At 61.5% G+C, this 17,165-nt stretch carries 16 protein-coding genes; 8 read left to right on the forward strand and 8 right to left on the reverse strand.

The window, feature by feature from the left end; genetic code table 11:
• Positions 1-61: 61 nt before the first annotated feature.
• The 7 genes from abmR to ABIB36_RS03795 all read left to right on the forward strand — a co-directional run bounded on the left by abmR (position 62) and on the right by ABIB36_RS03795 (position 6,707).
• Positions 62-604 carry an ATP-binding transcription factor AbmR gene (gene abmR, locus ABIB36_RS03765; protein ID WP_084347280.1) on the forward strand — a complete coding sequence of 181 codons (543 nt, stop codon included), beginning with the start codon at positions 62-64 and terminating at the stop codon, positions 602-604.
• 131 nt (positions 605-735) lie between these two features.
• Positions 736-2,286, forward strand: coding sequence for an ABC-F family ATP-binding cassette domain-containing protein (locus ABIB36_RS03770; protein WP_354559193.1), 1,551 nt, complete (start codon positions 736-738; stop codon positions 2,284-2,286).
• Positions 2,287-2,351: 65 nt separating this feature from the next.
• Positions 2,352-4,049, forward strand: coding sequence for a SulP family inorganic anion transporter (locus tag ABIB36_RS03775; RefSeq protein ID WP_084347279.1), 1,698 nt, complete (start codon positions 2,352-2,354; stop codon positions 4,047-4,049).
• Between the two features lie 146 nt (positions 4,050-4,195).
• Positions 4,196-4,864 (forward strand): energy-coupling factor ABC transporter permease, encoded by a 669-nt coding sequence (locus ABIB36_RS03780; protein WP_179142334.1) that lies wholly within the window; start codon positions 4,196-4,198, stop codon positions 4,862-4,864.
• On the forward strand, positions 4,861-5,199 hold the full coding sequence (locus ABIB36_RS03785) for a PDGLE domain-containing protein (RefSeq protein WP_084347278.1): 339 nt from the start codon (positions 4,861-4,863) through the stop codon (positions 5,197-5,199). Before ABIB36_RS03780 ends, ABIB36_RS03785 begins: the two co-directional genes overlap by 4 nt.
• Positions 5,200-5,205: 6 nt before the next feature.
• Positions 5,206-5,973, forward strand: a complete 768-nt coding sequence (cbiQ, locus tag ABIB36_RS03790) for a cobalt ECF transporter T component CbiQ (protein ID WP_084347277.1) — start codon at positions 5,206-5,208, stop codon at positions 5,971-5,973.
• Entirely contained in the window at positions 5,958-6,707 is a 750-nt protein-coding gene (locus ABIB36_RS03795; protein WP_084347276.1) for an energy-coupling factor ABC transporter ATP-binding protein, read from the forward strand. The genes cbiQ and ABIB36_RS03795 overlap by 16 nt, the downstream gene beginning before the upstream one ends.
• Positions 6,708-6,717: 10 nt before the next feature.
• Here the strand turns inward: ABIB36_RS03795 and ABIB36_RS03800 are convergent, their stop codons facing one another.
• Together ABIB36_RS03800 and ABIB36_RS03805 are read right to left on the reverse strand one after the other, a co-directional pair.
• Positions 6,718-8,373 (reverse strand): class I adenylate-forming enzyme family protein, encoded by a 1,656-nt coding sequence (locus ABIB36_RS03800; protein ID WP_354559194.1) that lies wholly within the window; start codon positions 8,371-8,373, stop codon positions 6,718-6,720.
• Between the two features lie 11 nt (positions 8,374-8,384).
• Positions 8,385-9,356, reverse strand: coding sequence for a cyclase family protein (locus ABIB36_RS03805; protein ID WP_084347274.1), 972 nt, complete (start codon positions 9,354-9,356; stop codon positions 8,385-8,387).
• A gap of 187 nt (positions 9,357-9,543) precedes the next feature.
• Here ABIB36_RS03805 and ABIB36_RS03810 point away from each other — a divergent pair, with 187 nt between their 5' ends.
• Complete coding sequence (locus ABIB36_RS03810) at positions 9,544-10,437, forward strand: TetR-type transcription factor C-terminal domain-containing protein (RefSeq protein ID WP_354559195.1); 894 nt, start codon at positions 9,544-9,546, stop codon at positions 10,435-10,437.
• A gap of 23 nt (positions 10,438-10,460) precedes the next feature.
• Here ABIB36_RS03810 and ABIB36_RS03815 read toward each other — a convergent pair whose 3' ends face one another.
• From ABIB36_RS03815 to ABIB36_RS03840, 6 genes are all read right to left on the reverse strand, one after another.
• Positions 10,461-12,149: an AMP-binding protein gene (locus tag ABIB36_RS03815; protein WP_354559196.1), complete on the reverse strand. Its 1,689-nt coding sequence runs from the start codon at positions 12,147-12,149 to the stop codon at positions 10,461-10,463.
• 98 nt (positions 12,150-12,247) lie between these two features.
• Positions 12,248-12,679: an STAS domain-containing protein gene (locus ABIB36_RS03820; protein ID WP_179142324.1), complete on the reverse strand. Its 432-nt coding sequence runs from the start codon at positions 12,677-12,679 to the stop codon at positions 12,248-12,250.
• A 171-nt stretch (positions 12,680-12,850) separates the two neighbouring features.
• On the reverse strand, positions 12,851-13,957 hold the full coding sequence (locus ABIB36_RS03825; RefSeq protein ID WP_354559197.1) for an ABC transporter ATP-binding protein: 1,107 nt from the start codon (positions 13,955-13,957) through the stop codon (positions 12,851-12,853).
• Between the two features lie 32 nt (positions 13,958-13,989).
• The gene (locus tag ABIB36_RS03830) at positions 13,990-14,880 is read right to left on the reverse strand and encodes a carbohydrate ABC transporter permease (protein ID WP_084347269.1); all 891 of its coding nucleotides are present in this window, start codon (positions 14,878-14,880) and stop codon (positions 13,990-13,992) included.
• A complete protein-coding gene (locus ABIB36_RS03835; protein ID WP_084347268.1) occupies positions 14,880-15,830 on the reverse strand; it encodes a carbohydrate ABC transporter permease in 951 nt (316 codons plus the stop codon). Before ABIB36_RS03835 ends, ABIB36_RS03830 begins: the two co-directional genes overlap by 1 nt.
• Positions 15,827-17,137 carry an ABC transporter substrate-binding protein gene (locus ABIB36_RS03840; protein WP_502944871.1) on the reverse strand — a complete coding sequence of 437 codons (1,311 nt, stop codon included), beginning with the start codon at positions 17,135-17,137 and terminating at the stop codon, positions 15,827-15,829. The genes ABIB36_RS03835 and ABIB36_RS03840 overlap by 4 nt, the downstream gene beginning before the upstream one ends.
• Positions 17,138-17,165 lie beyond the last annotated feature (28 nt).

Consider the following 17,165-nt stretch of genomic DNA (forward strand, 5'->3'; position numbering starts at 1 on the left):
GAATATAAGTTTTACGGTGTAATCATGTAATTAGGCTTACACAACCAACGAAGGGTCCGACATGAGACACCAAGGACATAAGTTCGGCCGCCCCGGCGGGTGGCAACAAGCCGACGCACCCGACGCCGGAGATGCCGCGCAGTGGTTCGCCGGCCGACTGCCCGACGAGTGGTTCGCCGGTGCGGCAACCGTCGAGGTAGACCGCGAGGAGATCGTCGTCATCGGTGAACTCCCCACACCCGACGACGCTTCGGCAGCGACCACCGAGGGCCGTATCGCTCGGTTCCGCGAGACGACGCGGCAGGACCGGATGAAGATCGCCGACGAGGCGGAGGCACGGTACGGCCGCAAGATCGCTTGGGGCGTCGCCGTCGATGGTGAGGCCGTACTCTTCACCCACCTCGCAGTTCCGGTGATGACCAGGCTCCGCCAACCCGAACGCAAGGTTCTCGACACGCTCGTCGACGCCGGTGTGGCCCGCTCTCGCGCGGACGCTCTGTCGTGGGCTGTCAAGCTCGTCGGCGAACACACTCAGGAGTGGCTGGGGGAACTACGCGAGGCCATGACCACCGTGGACGACCTACGCAAGAAGGGCCCGTCGTAAACAATGTTGCGAGGCCGGCAACCCCGGTCTAATCTGGGTTTCGCCTTTGTCGCCAACAGATTCGGAGAGGCCATTGCTCTTCTAGAGGTTTCTTACGCCTGCACTCTCGCACGCACACCTCTGGAGCACCTATGCCTACTTCATCCGCCCTACGCATTTCCGATCTCGAGTTCACCTGGCCGGACGGCGAGCAGGTCTACGACGGCCTCGATGTCGTATTCCCCTCTGGTAGAACAGGTCTCGTCGGATCGAACGGATCGGGAAAATCCACCCTCCTCCGACTCGTCGCCGGTGAGCTGCAGGCTCAGCGCGGGTCGATCAGCACCGAAGGAGAACTCGGCTACCTACCGCAGGACGTGACATCAATACCAGGCCGGCGAGTAGACGAGATCCTCGGCCTTCGCGAACTTCGAGAAGCACTGCAGCGCATCGAGTCCGGAGATGGAACCGAAGCCGACTTTTCGACAGTGGGGTCCAGATGGGATGCCGAGGACCGCGCCGTGGCCATGCTCGACAAGCTCGGACTCGGCCGCATCGTCTCCGCGCGAGCCGATCTCGACCGCACTCTCGGTACGTTGTCCGGTGGGGAATCGATGCTGCTGGCACTGACTGCCGAACTTCTCGCCGAACCCGAGGTGCTCCTGCTGGACGAGCCGACCAACAACCTCGACATCGACGCATGTGCTCGGTTGCACTCTGCCGTATTGGAGTTTCCGGGGGTCCTCGTGGTGTCGAGCCACGATCTCGAACTTCTCGACATCATGGACAGCACCGCCGAAGTGCGCGCCGAGCGCAACGGCGTGCGCTCGATCCGGATGTTCGGCGGCAACTACTCGCATTATCGGTCGGTGATCGACGCCGAACAGCAGTCAGCGGCAGCGGCATTCAGCGATGCCAAGAACGATGTGCGCAAACAGAAACGCGAATTGATCGAGACCAGGACGAAGATCGACAGGCGGGTTCGTTACGGCAAGAAGATGTTCGAGCAGAAACGCGAACCGAAGATCATCATGGGTGCTCGCAAGCGCGCGGCGCAGGTCTCCGCCGGAAAACTGCGCGGAGCCCACGAGGACAAGGTTTCCGACGCACAGGCCATGCTCGACGCGACCGAGGACCGCCTGCGTGATGACCGCGAGATAAGAATCGATCTACCATTGACGAACGTTCATGCGGGGCAACAGGTAGTCGTCATCGAGGATCTCGAGATCGTCGGTCCCGATCGGATCGCGGTGATCGGGCCCAACGGCAGCGGCAAGACGACACTGCTACGAAAGCTCGAATCCGCAGGCCCCTCGGTGCCGTGGCAGTGCCTGCCGCAACGGCTCGACGTTTTCGACGAATCGAGAACAGTGTTCGAGAACGTCGCCGACGTCGCGCCACACGCGTCGAACGAACAGATCCGCGCTCAACTGGCCCGGTTCCTCTTTCGTGGTCACGACTCGGATGCCGTCACCTCCACCCTGTCCGGCGGCGAGCGACTACGTGCCGCGCTGGCACGAATCCTGCTGGCCGAACCGCCGCCGAAATTGCTCATGCTCGACGAGCCGACCAACAACCTCGATATCGCCGGCCGAGCGCACCTCACCGAGGCGCTGGCGACCTACGAGGGCGCACTCGTCGTGGCCAGCCATGATCTGCCGTTTCTACGTGGCCTTGCGCCGACACGATGGATCGAGCTCTAGACCCCATCACCACGGTGGTCCACTGCAGGGTCGATACTCGTGCCATGTCGCGGACTGGAGGGACCATGGCCTGGACGGCTGGTCTCGGCCGGCTGCCGGGTATCGCGACGGCCAGAACCTACCAGCGCGCATGGCTGCGCAGCGACATCACGGCCGGTCTGGTCCTCACCGCCCTACTGATCCCGGCCGGGATGGGGTACGCACAGGCGGCCGGGTTGCCCGCCTACGCCGGGCTGTACGCCACGATCGTGCCCCTGCTCGCTTATGCCATCGTGGGGCCGTCGAAAATTCTCGTTCTCGGTCCCGACTCTTCGCTTGCGCCCCTCATCGCGGCAGCGGTAATCCCGCTGGCAGTGACCGACGACCCGAAGAGCGCGCTCGCGCTGGCCGGGATTCTAGGAGTTCTCGTCGGCCTGATCCTCGTGCTCGGCGGATTCCTTCGGCTCGGGTTCGTGACCGAACTGCTCTCCAAACCCATCAGGCTCGGCTACCTCAACGCGATCGCGCTCATCGTCGTCATCGGGCAGATACCCAAGCTGCTCGGGTTCTCCGTCGATGCGTCCGGCGTCCTCGGCCAGGCCAAGGAGACCGCGCAATCGGTCGCGGCGGGCGACATCGATCCCATGGCAGCCGCCGTGGGAATCACCTCGCTTGCCGTCATCCCGATCTTCGAACGATGGGTCCACCGCGTCCCCGGGGTTCTGGTCGCCGTGATCGGGTCGATCGTCCTGTCGGCGATACTCGGACTCACCGAAGACATCGAGATGGTCGGCGCATTACCGGCCGGGCTTCCGCTGCCGTCGTTCGGCGGCGTCGACTGGCGAGATGTAGGACATCTGATCGGACCAGCAGCAGCGATCGCGCTGATCGCGTTCGCCGACACCGGTGTGCTCTCTCGCACGTTCGCGGCAAGGCATGGTGAGGACGTGAACGGTAGTACCGAAATGAAGGCAATCGGTGTCGCCAACATCGCCGGTGGATTGTTCGGCGGTTTCCCCATCTCGGCCAGCGGCTCGCGGACCCCGGTGGCCGAACAGAGCGGTGCCCGCACCCAACTGGCGGGCGTGGTGGGAGCGCTGGCCGTCCTGCTCTTCGTCCTCGTTGCACCCGGCGTCACCGCGTATCTGCCCGATGCGACTCTCGGGGCGGTGGTGATCATCGCGGCCGGGGCGCTGATCGACGTGCGCGGCATGGTCCGCATGTGGCATATGAGCCGTGTCGAATTCGGTCTCGCCGCAGCCACCTTCCTCGGGGTCGCCCTAGTCGGCGTGCTGCAGGGCATCCTCGTCGCGATAGGTCTTTCGTTCCTCGCGGTGGTCGTACGGGCATGGCAGCCGTACCGCACCGAGCTCGTCCGCACGTCCGACCGCCCCGGCTTCCACGACATCGAGCGGCATCCGGACGGGCAGCGCATCCCAGGGCTGGCCATGGTTCGCTTCGACGCGCCGCTCTTCTTCGCGAACGGTGAGATCTTCGATCAGTACGTACGTTCGGTGGTGGCGGATGCGCCGTCCCCGGTCGAGTGGGTAGTCATCGCCGCCGAGCCCATCACCGGACTAGATACCACCGCCGTCGACGAACTCGTCGACCTCGATCAGAATTTGGCGAGCCGCGGGATTCGGTTGATATTTGCCGAGATGAAGGGCCCGATCAAGGATCGACTCATCCGTTTCGGGGTGGGCGGCAGATTCGACACCTCGCGTTTCTATCCCACAGTCGAAGCAGCCGTGGAGGACTTCCAGCGGCGCGTGGAGAAACCGTGATCGGCCCGAACGAAGACGCCGTCTCTGGTGGTGCTTCGAAAAGTCATCTGAACAATTGAGCAGATGATGAAATTTGGGGTTAGTGTTCGCTGGTGACCGTTCCGGCTCCCGAGGGGAGCAACACCGATATGAACCAGAACGTCGCCATGCACATGAGCGACGGCATCATCGATCTCCCGACCTCGCTCTTGTTCGGACTCATCGCCCTCGTGGGTGTCGGAGTGTGTGCGTGGAAGGCACGTTCGGAACTCGACGAGCGCACCGTGCCCATGGCCGGGCTGGTCGCCGCGTTCATCTTCGCCGTCCAGATGGTCAACTTCCCGATCCTCCCCGGCGTCAGCGGACACCTGCTCGGAGGCGCGCTCGCTGCCATCCTGGTCGGACCGTTCACCGGCGCACTCTGCGTGTCGATAGTGCTCGTCGTTCAAGCGCTGCTCTTCGCCGACGGCGGATTGAGCGCCTTGGGAGCAAATATCACCAACATGGCACTGATCGGTGTTGCCGTCGGATACGGCGTTGCCGTCGGACTGCGACGCGTCATCCTTCGGCGGGAGAACCTGGCCGGGCTCGGCACCATCGCATTCGTGGCTGCCCTGTGCGGCACGGTCGCCGCGTCGGCCGGGTTCATCGTCGAATACTCGCTCGGCGGCGCCTCCTCGACCTCGGTCGGGACCGTCGCGGCGTACATGCTCGGCACCCACACTCTCATCGGCATCGGTGAAGGAATCATCACCGCACTGACGGTTGTCGCGGTGGCGCGTGTGCGACCAGACCTGGTGCACCTCCTGCGTACTCGCAAGCAGGTAGCGGTATGACGCGCAGGTTCTACGTCGGCTTCGCGGTGGCGGCTCTGCTGATCGCCGGAATCGTCTCCTACTTCGCCAGTTCACACCCCGACGGTCTGGACTCGACGACTCTGCAGGGCTGCCAGGTGGTCGAAACCGACGCCGGTGAGGCGCTGACCGGATCGTGCATAGCTCAGTCTGCGACCGACCATGGAATGACCGGTACACCCTTGGCGGACTACACCATCGGCGGCCGTGATTCGCTCACCGGTGTCGCTGGCATCATCGGGGTCATAGCCACATTCGCGGCTGCCGGAGGACTGTTCTGGCTGATCGCACGGTCGCGGCACAGTCGAGCGGACTGAACAGGCATGGGCATCGCGCTGTATCGCGAGATACGTTCACCGCTGCACGAGGTGCCCGTCGAGGTCAAGATCGTCTGTGCCGTCGCCACCGTCCTGGCAGTAGTCGCGACTCCGCGAGAAATGTTGTGGCCCTACGCTCTGTACGCGATCGGCCTTCTCTGCCTGTGGCGCACAGCTTCCATCCCGTTGACGTGGATCGCCCCTCGGATGCTCATCGAGTTACCTTTCGTCGTACTCGCGGTGTTGCTGCCGTTCGCGGAGGGCGGGGACAGAATTGCTGTTCTCGGCATGGAACTGTCGACATCAGGACTATGGGCTGCATGGGGCATCATCGTCAAAGGCACTCTCGGCGTTGCAGTCTCCCTGACACTGGCCGCCACCACCGATCCTCGCGAACTACCCGTCGGTCTCACGAGGCTTCGCGTACCGTCCTTCATCGCGACCATCGTGGTACTGATGCTCCGCTACGTGGAACTGCTTGCCGCCGAGGCAGATCGGATGCGGATCGCGCGCTCGGCCAGAGGCGATGACCCGCGGGCCTTCCATCAGATCGCGGCTACGGCCCGTGGCGTCGGTGGATTGTTTCTCCGGTCCTACGAACGCGGTGAGCGCGTACATCTGGCCATGGCCTCCCGCGGGTTCGACGGCGCAATACCCGCAATGGACGGGATCGCAGGGGTCTCCGTCGCCGCAGTCCGGCGTGACTGGATCCTGGGCACTATGCCGGCGGTCGTTGCCCTCGGAATTTCATTGGCAGCATGGCTGGTCCGATGAGCCTGAAACTTCACGATGTGTCCTTCGCCTATCCCGACGGCACGGCCGCATTGACCGCACTGAACCTCGAGATCGCACACGGCGAACGCGTCGCCATCCTCGGTCCCAACGGAGCAGGAAAGACGACGCTGATGCTTCAGCTCAACGGCGTCCTCACCGCAGACCAGGGAACCGTGGACGTCAGTGGAATCCGTCTGAGCAGCAAGACAGTACGTGAAATCAGAAGACTCGTCGGGATCGTCTTCCAGGATCCCGACGACCAACTGTTCATGCCCACAGTCGCACAGGACGTCGCATTCGGCCCCGCCAACTTCGGTGTCACCGGACCCACGCTCGTCGCTCGCGTCGCCGCAGCCCTGAAGGTCGTCGGCATGGCCGATCATGCCGACCGCAACTCCACACACCTTTCGGGTGGCCAGCGTCGACGCGTTGCCCTCGCCACGGTCCTCGCCTGCGAACCGGACATCCTCGTCCTCGACGAGCCGTCCGCCAATCTCGATCCGGTCGCGCGTCGCGAACTCGCCGAGACGTTGATGGATCTCGACACCACGATGCTGCTGGTCACGCACGATCTGCCGTATGCCGCTCAGTTGTGCACGCGGGCCGTCATTCTCGACGACGGCGCACTCGTCGCGGACGGACCGATCGCGGACATTCTCGGTGACACCGAGCTCCTCGCCCGGCACCGTCTCGAACTACCGTGGGGGTTCTGCCTTTCCCCCGAACGAAGTTGATACTTCGATGTCAGTTCAGTTCGCGTAGCTCTCGGCGTAGCAACTTACCGGTGACCGTCTTGGGAATGTCTTCGACGAGGGTTACATAACGCGGATACTTGTAGGCCGCGATCCGTTCTTTTGTGAACGCGATGAGCTCCTCGGGTGTAGCGGTCTGTCCGGGGCGCAAGCTTACGAAAGCCTTCACGGTTTCACCGCGGTACTCATCGGGAACACCGACCACGGCAGCTTCGCGGACCGCGTGATGCTCGTAGAGCACGTCCTCGACCTCTCGTGGCCACACTTTGTAGCCACCGGCATTGATCTGGTCCTTCTTTCGATCGACTATGTAGAACCAGCCTTGTTCGTCCATATAGCCGACGTCCCCGGTATGTAGAGCACCACCGGGCAGAGCTTCTTCCGTCGCCTCGGGCTTGTTCCAATACCCGGCAACTACCTGCGGCCCTGCGATGACGAGCTCGCCGATCTCGCCAGGCGCTAGATCCTTGCCTTGGTCGTCGACGATGCGCACCACGGTGTTGTAGACCGGTACCCCGATAGACGTTGCCCCAGTCGCGGGATCGGCGGGCGCAACAGCCCCTAGTGGGACCGCGTGCGACGGCGATGTGGTCTCGGTGAGTCCATAGATGTTGTGTATGTAGTGTCCGAAGGACTTCTGGAATGCGGCAATCGTGCTCGGTGGAATCGGAGCACCGCCGGAGTAGATCTTCGTCAAACTTGCGAGCGCATCTTTCTCCGCGTTGGGAGCGTTCATCAAAGCAATGAATACCGTGATCGACCCCACGGTGAACGTGGGTTTTTCGGCTTCGATCGTCTTGATCGTCTCTACCGGGTCGAGTCTGTACATCAGCACCAGCGGTGCCCCGACGAGCAGCGAGATCGCAATGTGTCCGATCAAACCGGTGACGTGAAAGAGAGGTGCTATGCCGAGAATGACGTCATCGGAGCCGATACCGATCCAGTCTCGGTACGTCTGAGCATTGAACACCACGTTGCGGTGAGTGGTCATAGCTCCCTTGGGCGGGCCGGTGGTTCCCGACGTGTAGGTCAGAAACGCCACGTCACCAGGAGCCAAAACCACGGTGGGACAGACTTTTCCATGAAATCTCTGTATGAGTTCGGTCATATCGACGGTGTCAGGACTCTCGATTCGCTCCACCTCGGCGAGGAATCCAGGGTGACCGCCGCTCTGGTACTCCAGCTCCGAAGTCGTGATCACTGTCCGCACCTGGGTTTCAGGTAGGACCTCCGCTGCGATATCGCGGTAAAGAGTCTCCAGCGCGACGAGTACCGTTGCACCGCAGTCGATCAGCAGTTGTTTCAACTCTCGCTGCCGGTTCATCGGATTGATCGAGACAGCGATTCCGCCGGCCTTCCACGTGCCGATTTGGGCGATGACGAACTGCGGGATGTTCTGGGCGTAGATAGCCAGTCTCTCACCGGGTACGAATCCGGCTTCGGCAATTCCCAGCGCAAAGGCATCGGACAGCTCATCGAGCTCGCGTAGCGTGACCCGGCCGTCGAAGTAACGGATGATGTCGCCGTCCGGATTTCGCTCGACTGCCGCTTTGAACATGTCCAGCGCGTTGTCGAACTCCACCTCGATCTGGGCGGGCTGCCCTGGCCCGTATCGACTCAACCAAATCTTGTCGTCATACACGCTCATGCTGGAATCTTTCAACGAATTACGATTGGATTGACCGGGGCGCCGGTCCCATTGACTACTTTGAGCGGGGCGGCCGTGTAGAGAAAGCTCCACCTGCCATCGGCGGAACAGGCATCGGCCAGATCATCGAGCCAGGCCATTTCGGTAAAGACGACCCCCAGGTTGCGCATCAGCGCGCAATGAAGCGGCAGCGCGACACCGGACTCGGGGTCGTTTGTTACTTCGTTGGCAATGGTGTCGGTGACGAGGTTCGCAATCTCGCGGTTCTGGAACCATTCCACCAGCTCGCGCGAGTACGTCAATCCCGGTTCGCAGAACTCGTCATAAAATTCTTTCGGGTTGTTCAGCTCATACCAGTAGTTCATCCAGCCGGTCCGAATGAGCAGGATGTCATGGGGCTCGATGGTTACGCCTTGAGCCTGTGCAGCAGCTTCCAGATCGTTGTGATCGAACGTTTCTTTCTTGTCCAAAGAGTCCTTGCCGCGGTGCCGCGCCATGTCGATGAGGACACCTCGGCCAACGACACCCTTTTCCGCTATGGGGAGGACCGACGCCTTTTCCATCTTCCCGACGGTTGTTCGCGCGTCGTAACCGTTCCACAACTTGCCGTCGTACCAGACGTGCCCCAGAGCGTCGTACTGCGTGGAACCTTGCAAGAACATCAGAGCGGTGTCATCGGCGTAGTGCAAGCCACCAGGAAATGCCGGCGCACCATCTCCATCCCAGGAGCTTTCGTCGAGCACGTTCTGTCGCTGTATGCCCTCTCGCGCCGGCCAGAGAGGATCGCCGGGGCTTTCCGTGCGTCCCATCTGAATCTGCAGTGTGAACGTCTCACCTGACTTGATGTGCTGCACGCCGCGCAACACCTCGCTCGTGTCGAGGTAGTTCAAGGTGCCCAATTCGTCATCGGAGCCCCATTTTCCCCAGTTACTAGGGGCGTTGTCACCGAGTAGTTCGTGCATCTCGGGGGCGGCTTCAGACATTCGATCTCCTCAGGTTCACAAACGACCCAGATCATTCGAGCGATCGCTCGGTTTGTGTTTAGATTATGATCTAACTCACGTTAGGCTTTGTCAATAGCCTGTACAAGCCCCTCTCACTAGACCTGTTTTCAACGTTCGAGTCCGCTAGTTTAGAATTCCTAAACAATCTACGGGAGGTGCATCACAGGTGAGAGAGGACAGTGAGTCCAGCCATGAGGCAGACGCCGTCTTGGGAGCGCAGGTGCGTTCGGCGAGGACGGCACAGAAGTTGAGCCTGCGGGCACTATCCGGTGCGCTCGGAGTGAGTCCAGCGACTGTGAGCCAGATCGAGACCGGCAAGACCGGAATCAGCGTCGTGCGCCTCAATCGAATCGCTGAAGCACTGCATATCACCGTGCCGCAGATCCTCGACATCGTCGTCGACGTGGAAACGCAGCATGCACCGGCGATGCCGCTTGCGGAGAAGCCAAGGACGACATCGCCGAATCTACCCAACTGGCGTACCTACGCCCCGCTGGATTTCGACCCGGTTCTACGGGCGGCCCTCGAGGAAATCCTGGAAATCGGCTATCACGGCGCGAGCGTTCGCAGTATTGCCGCGAGATGTGGGCTCTCGGTTTCCGGTATCTATCACTACTACACGAGTAAACAGCACATGCTGGTTACCATTCTCGACCACGCCATGACGGAATTGCATCAGCGTAGCGAGGCCGCACGTACCGAGGGGCAAGATCCGGTTCAGCGCTTCTGTCTGCTCATCGAGCATCTTGTGCTCTTCCACACGCACCGGCGCGAACTCGGCTTCGTCGGATCGAGTGAGATGCGAAGCCTCGACACCGACAATCGCCTAAGGGTCGCAGACCGACGAAGAACGCAGCAACGGATGGTCGACGAAGAAGTCACGGGCGCTGTCGACGAGGGATTGTTCCGCAACGACCGCCCCTACGAAGCCTCCCGAGCGATCGTGACCATGTGTACCGCACTCCCCAACTGGTGGCGCCCCGACGGCCCTCTCAGTGCGGAACAAGTCGCAGAAGACTATGTCGGATTCGCCCTTGACATCATGAAATACGTTAAGTAGCAACGCGAGTGGCGCAGCACGCTCTACTTCAGCCCGGTGAACTGATCATCACGCCACTCGGCCGAGAGCACCTCGCCGGAGTCCTCGCGAGCCCGGAGTTCGACGCGTCGAATCTTGCCAGAGATGGTCTTCGGCAGTTCGAAGAACTCGATCCTTCGGATCCGCAGGTACGGGGCCAGATGCTCGCGTGCGTACTTCAGGATCTGAAATGCAGTCTCCTCGTTCGGTTCCCAGCCTGCTGCCAGGGCCACGTACGCCTTCGGGACCGCAAGTCGTGTTTCGTCGGGTGCCGGTACGACAGCAGCTTCGGCGACGGCGGGGTGCTCGATCAGCACGCTTTCGAGCTCGAACGGTGACACCTTGTAATCCGAGGCCTTGAAGACGTCATCGGTGCGACCGACGTAGGTGATGTAACCGTCTTCGTCGCGGGAGGCCACATCGCCTGTGTGGTAGTAGCCACCGGACATGACTTCCTCGTTGCGAGCCGGGTTGCCGAGGTATCCCGTCATCAGGTTGAACGGCTCCTTGGCCAGATCGAGACAGATTTCGCCTTCGTCGGCTTCCTCGCCGGTCACCGGATCGATGATGACGACCGGGATACCCGGCAACGGACGGCCCATGGCGCCGAACTTCAGTTTCGCTCCTGGCGTGTTCGCTACCAAGGCCGTCGTTTCCGTCTGACCGAAACCGTCGCGAATGTTGAGGCCCCACTCGTTCTGCACCCTCGAGATCACCTCGGGGTTCAGCGGTTCACCTGCGCCGATCGCTTCGCGCAACGCGCCACCTCCACCGGAGATGTCGGCCTGAATGAGCATGCGCCACACGGTCGGTGGAGCACAGAAGGTCGTCACCTCGGCGCGACGAATCTGGTCGAGGAGAGCGCTCGCGTCGAAGCGCTTGTAGTTGTAGATGAAGATGGTGGCTTCGGCGATCCACGGCGCGAAGAAGCAACTCCACGCATGCTTGGCCCAGCCGGGCGAGCTGATGTTCAGGTGAATATCACCCGGCTTCAGACCGAGGAAGTACATCGTGCTCAAATGCCCTACCGGATAGGACACCTGCGTGTGCTCGACGAGCTTGGGCTTACTCGTCGTTCCCGAGGTGAAATACAGAAGCAAACGGTCGGACGGGGCAGTCACGGTCTCGAACGGCTTCGGACTCTCGACGTCGTAGGCTGCGCGTAAGTCGTTCCACCCGTCTGCATCTCCGACCGCGATTTTCAGGTAGTCCCCCGGCACTTCCTCGAACTTGGACGTATCCGTTGGGTTCGCGATGACGGCTCGCGCCTGGCCGCGTTCGACTCTGTCGGTGAGATCCGCCGAGCCGATCGCCGTGGTAGTCGGCATCAATACGGCGCCGAGCTTCATGACCGCGAGCATCGAATCCCACAGCTCGACCTGGTTTCCGAGCATGAGAATCACGGAATCCCCGCGGCCGATACCTAGCCCGGAGAGCCACCGAGCCACCTGGTCCGAACGGTGCGACATCGATTCGAAGCTGTACTTTGCTTCGGACCCGTCTTCTTCGACGATCCAGAGCGCCGTCTTCTCGTTGCCCCGGGCGATAGCGTCGAACCAGTCGATTGCCCAGTTGAACCGCTCACCCAGATCGGGCCACTGAAAGTTCGATACGGCCGCGTCGTAGTCGCCGTAGGCATCGAGAAGTAGATCTCTTGCCGACTTGAAGGCGTCGTGTTCCGTCACGTTCGTCATGTTTCTCCCTGCTGTGGCGCACGTCTCTCGCTAGCTCGACTCACGCTATGGCTCACAGCTACCGATGCGCTACCCCCGAACAGGGGTACCGCCCCCGGTCAGGTTCGAACGTCCACGTAGTGCAGCGCGTCACCGAGTCGAGAGAACACCACCAGGTCGGGGTCCTGGCCGATGATCTCGATGGACCTACGCGTGGCATGGGTGTTGGCGACGATCGCCAGCGCAGTCAGCATGTTGCCCCGCACGAGGTCGACGAGGCAGGACAGCCCCGACACCCCTAAAAATGTGACTCCGCGAATATCGACGATGAGCGCACCGATCGCCGAGTTCGATGCACTGAAGAGTGCAGCCCGGAACTCAGAGACCGTCCCGAGGTCGACTTCACCGCTGACGACGAGGCGGAGACACTTTCCGTGCCTGCTCTCGGAAATATCGAGGGTGGGTATGCCGAGAGGTGGGGATGGATCCAAGATGACCAGGCGTGGCACACCGCGCGAGAGCATCGAGCGCGCATCCGACAGACCTGACATAGTGGCCACCTCTGGGTCGTAGAGGAACCAATCTTGCATGGCGTCGATGTCGGGCGAGCAACAGGGAAGATAACAGAACAGCCGACGTTGAATCACGGATCGATAACGTCGGCCCTGCGCGCGTCGGAAGCTCGGAGGGCACCGAGCTTCCGCGCACGTACGAGAAAGCCCCTAGATCCGCTCGCCGGTTTCCGGATGGAACAGGTGAACAGCGCCGTCGAGCCTGCTCAAACCGATGCTCTCACCAATCTTCGCCGGCGCACGCACCGCCGAGCGCGCGACGAGAGACACCGGTCCGCCGTCGAGCCCCTTGACCTTGGGATCATCCAGATGCGCGTACACGTAGGACTCGCTGCCGAGCTCTTCGATCAGATCCACCTTGCTCTCGAAGCCCTCCCCCGTGCCATGCACGATGCCGAGCTGCTCGGGCCGCAGGCCGATCGTCACGTTGTCGAGACCGCGGCTCGCAAGCTTGGTGAGCTCCTCGCGCTCGAGCGGCAGCAGAAAGTTTCCGATCTGTACACCACCCGATCCGATGGGAACCGTCATCAAGTTCATGGCAGGCGAGCCGATGAAGCCGGCCACGAAAGCGTTGACAGGGTGGTCGTAGAGATCGGTTGGGCTGGCGAACTGCTGCAGCTTGCCCCCGCGCAACACTGCAACGCGATCGCCCATCGTCATCGCCTCCACCTGGTCGTGGGTGACGTAGACGGTCGTGGTGCCGAGTCTTCGCTGCAACGCGGCGATCTGTGTACGAGTCTGCACACGCAGTTTCGCGTCGAGGTTACTCAACGGCTCGTCCATGCAGAACACCTGCGGTTCACGAACGATGGCGCGGCCCATGGCAACTCGCTGACGCTGACCACCGGAGAGCTTGCCCGGCTTGCGATCGAGGAAATCCGTCAGGTCGAGAATCTTCGCCGCGTCGGCCACCTTCTTCTTACGTTCCTCGAGCGGAACACCGCGCATCTTGAGCGCGAAACCCATGTTCTCCCCGACGGTCTTGTTGGGGTAGAGGGCGTAATTCTGGAACACCATCGCGATGTCGCGATCCTTGGATGGGACGCCGACCATGTTCTGCCCACCGATTTCGATGGCGCCACCGTCGATCTCCTCGAGGCCGGCGAGCATCCGGAGGGCGGTGGACTTTCCAGAACCGGAAGGTCCGACGAGGACGACGAATTCGCCGTCCTCGATGTCCAGATCGAGTGAATCGACAGCGAGCGAGTCGGCACCTTCGTAGACGCAGGATGCCTCTTTGTACTTGATTGCAGCCATGACTTGTTCTCCTGGTTCGTGAAAGGGCCGAGTTACTTGATGGCGCCGAAGGACAGACCGCGCACGAGCTTGTTCTGCGCAAACCACCCAGCAAGGACGACGGGGAGTGCTGCGAACGTCGCAGCGGCGGACAGCTGGGCCCAGTACAGACCCTGGCCGGTGATGAATCCGACGAGATAGACCGGAATGGTCTGTGCCTGAACAGCGGTGAGGTTGACTGCGAAGAAGAACTCGTTCCACGAGAAGATCACGCAGATCAGCGACGTCGCCGCGATTCCAGGAGAGACGAGAGGCAGAATCACCTCACGGACCGAGGTCCACAACGACGCACCGTCCATGCTCGCGGCCTCGAGCAGTTCGCTCGGCACCTCGAGGAAGAACGAGCGCATCATCCACACCGCGATAGGGAGGTTCATCGCGGTGTAGAGAATCACCAGCGTCCAGATGTTGTCCAACATGCCGATATCACCGACGATGACGTACAGCGGCACGATGGCCGCGACGACCGGGAGCATCTTGGTAGAGATGAAGAAGAACAACACGTCCTTCGTCTTCTTCACCGGCCGAAGCGACAACGCAAACGCAGCCGGAACCCCCAGCAGCAGAACGAGAAGCGTCGATACGATCGTCGCGAAAGCAGAATTGAGCAGCGCAGTGCCGATACCGCTGTCGAGTACCCCGCGGTACTGATCGAGCGTCGGGGTGAAGAACAGTTTCGGTGGGTCGGAGTACGCGTCGGCCTCTTGCTTGAAGCCGGTGAGGACCATCCAGAGCACCGGGAAGAAGAAGACGATCCCGGCGACCCACGCAACGACAGACCAGATGGTGCCCGGCCCCCAGTTGCTCTTACGCTTGATCGCCACGCCGTCCGAGGTCTGTGGCACTGCTTTCTTGCGCTTGTTGTTCGTGGTTGCGGTACTCATCACGCAGCCTCCTCGTTTCCACTGAAGCTCTTGAAGATCAGTCTCAGCGCCAGAGTGCTGACGATGATGGTGGCGACCACGGTGACCACGCCCATAGCCGCGGCCTGGCCGATGTCGAACCCGAGGAACGCACGCTGGTAGATGTAGAAGGGCAGGTTGGCGCTGGCGACGCCAGGTCCGCCGGAAGTCATCATGTACACGGCGTCGAAGGTGTTGACCAGGTAGATCGCCCCGAGAACGGCACCGAGTTCGATGAAGCGTCGTAGATGCGGGAGCGTGAGTTCACGGAAGAGCTTGAACGGCCCCGCGCCGTCGACGCGGGCAGCCTCGGCGATGTCCTTCGGCATCGACTGCAGCCCGGCGAGGATCAACAGCATCATGAAGGGCGTCCACTGCCACACCAGGTTCGTCATCACCGCGGCCAACGGAAAGCGCGAGACCCAGTCGATCTGGCCGACGCCGAACGGGCTGAGAGCGAAGTTGATCAACCCGAAGACCGGGTCGAACATCGTGGTCTTCCAGATCAGCGCACCGGCAACCGGGGTGATCAGGAACGGTGTGATCAGCAGTGTGCGAATCAAGCTGCGGCCGATGAACTTCCGATCGAGCAGCAACGCGAGGAAGAGCCCCAGAATGACCGAGATGAGGACGGTTCCGACGATCATGATCACGGTGTTGAGAGCGACCTGACGGAACTGACTGTCACGGAACACGTCGACATAGTTGTTGAGCCCGTTGAATTCCTGCGACCCAGGCCGAACGAGGTTCCATGATTGCGTCGAGTAATACAGCGTGAACAGGAACGGCACCTGGGTGACGATGATCGCGAAGACCATGGCCGGAAGCAACGGCCCGCGACGGCGCCAACCCTCCGCTTTCGAGATCACCCTCGGTCTCGGTACGAACTTTTCCGAATCCGCTTGTGGCGAGTGCACTTCGGTTGTGGTCATCCCTGGCCCTCCTGATACGTCTTACCGACCACTTCGGCGTATTGCTGCGCCTGAGCGAGCGCGTCCTGGACGCTGATCTGTCCTGCCACTGCAGCGCTGATCTGTTGACTGACGCGGGTTCCGAGATCCTGAAATTCCGGGATGGTCAGAAACTGCACTCCGGTGTAAGGAACCGGATCCACGGTCGGCTTGTTCGGATCCGCACCGTTGATGGAGTCGAGGGTCACCTGGCCGTACGCAGCCGATGCTTCCTTGTACTCGGGAATCTCGTAGGTCGACAAGCGGCTACCCGGGGGCACACGCTCCCAACCCAATTCGTTACCGACCTTGTTCAGGTATTCCTTGCTGGTCATCCACGACACGAACTTCCACGCTTCGTCCGGATTCTCCGACGTCTTCGGGATGCCGAGAGCCCACGAGTACAGCCAGCCGTTGTCGCCCTTGACCGCGCTCGGTGCCTTCGCATACGCGATCTTGCCGACGACGTTGCTCGACGTGGGATCCTCGAGCACCGACACTGCCGAGGTGGCGTCGTACCACATAGCGGTGTTTCCCTGCGAGAGCTGAGTACCGCACTCACTGAATCCGCTGGTCGCTGCGCCTGCTTGACCGTGTGTGCGAACGAGGTCGACGTAGAACTGGACGGCCTCTTCCACCTGCGGACTGTCGAGCTGTGCGTTCCAGTTCTCGTCGTACCAACGTCCACCGAATGCGTTGATGACCGTATTCAAAGGTGCGAGAACTTCGCCCCAGCCCGGCTTTCCGCGAAGACAGATTCCGGAGACATCGTCATTGTCGAGCTTCGCGGCGGCATCGGCGACTTCTTGCCAGGTGGGCTCCTCGGGCATCGTGATACCCGCCTCCTGCATGAGGTCCTTGCGGTACATCAGGAACGAGGACTCACCGTAGAACGGCACCGAGTACATGCTGCCCTCGTAGGAGAGCGAGTCCTTCAGTGTCGGAATGAAGTCGGCCTCGTCGTAACCGGGAGTTTCGTTCGCGTACTCCGAAAGATTGGTGAGCCAACCGTTCGCGGCCCACTGCGGGGTCTCGAAATTACTGATCATCACGACGTCGAACTCTCCGCCGCCGGTCGCGACGGAAGCAGTGATCTTCGCGCGCGCCTCGTTCTCCGACAATGACACGAACTTCAGGTTGATCCCTGGGTTCTCTGCCTCGAACTCCGGTGCCAGCGAAATAGCGTCGGACATCTGCGAGTTCGAGACGATGGCCACGGTGATCGTCGTACCGTCACCATCACCGCCGAACGATCCCGCGCCGGCACAACCGGACAGCACCAAGGTCATCGCGCACGATGCCGCGACGGCCACTTTC

The sequence above is a fragment of the Rhodococcus sp. UYP9 genome (assembly GCF_040547235.1).
Classification (GTDB): domain Bacteria; phylum Actinomycetota; class Actinomycetes; order Mycobacteriales; family Mycobacteriaceae; genus Rhodococcoides.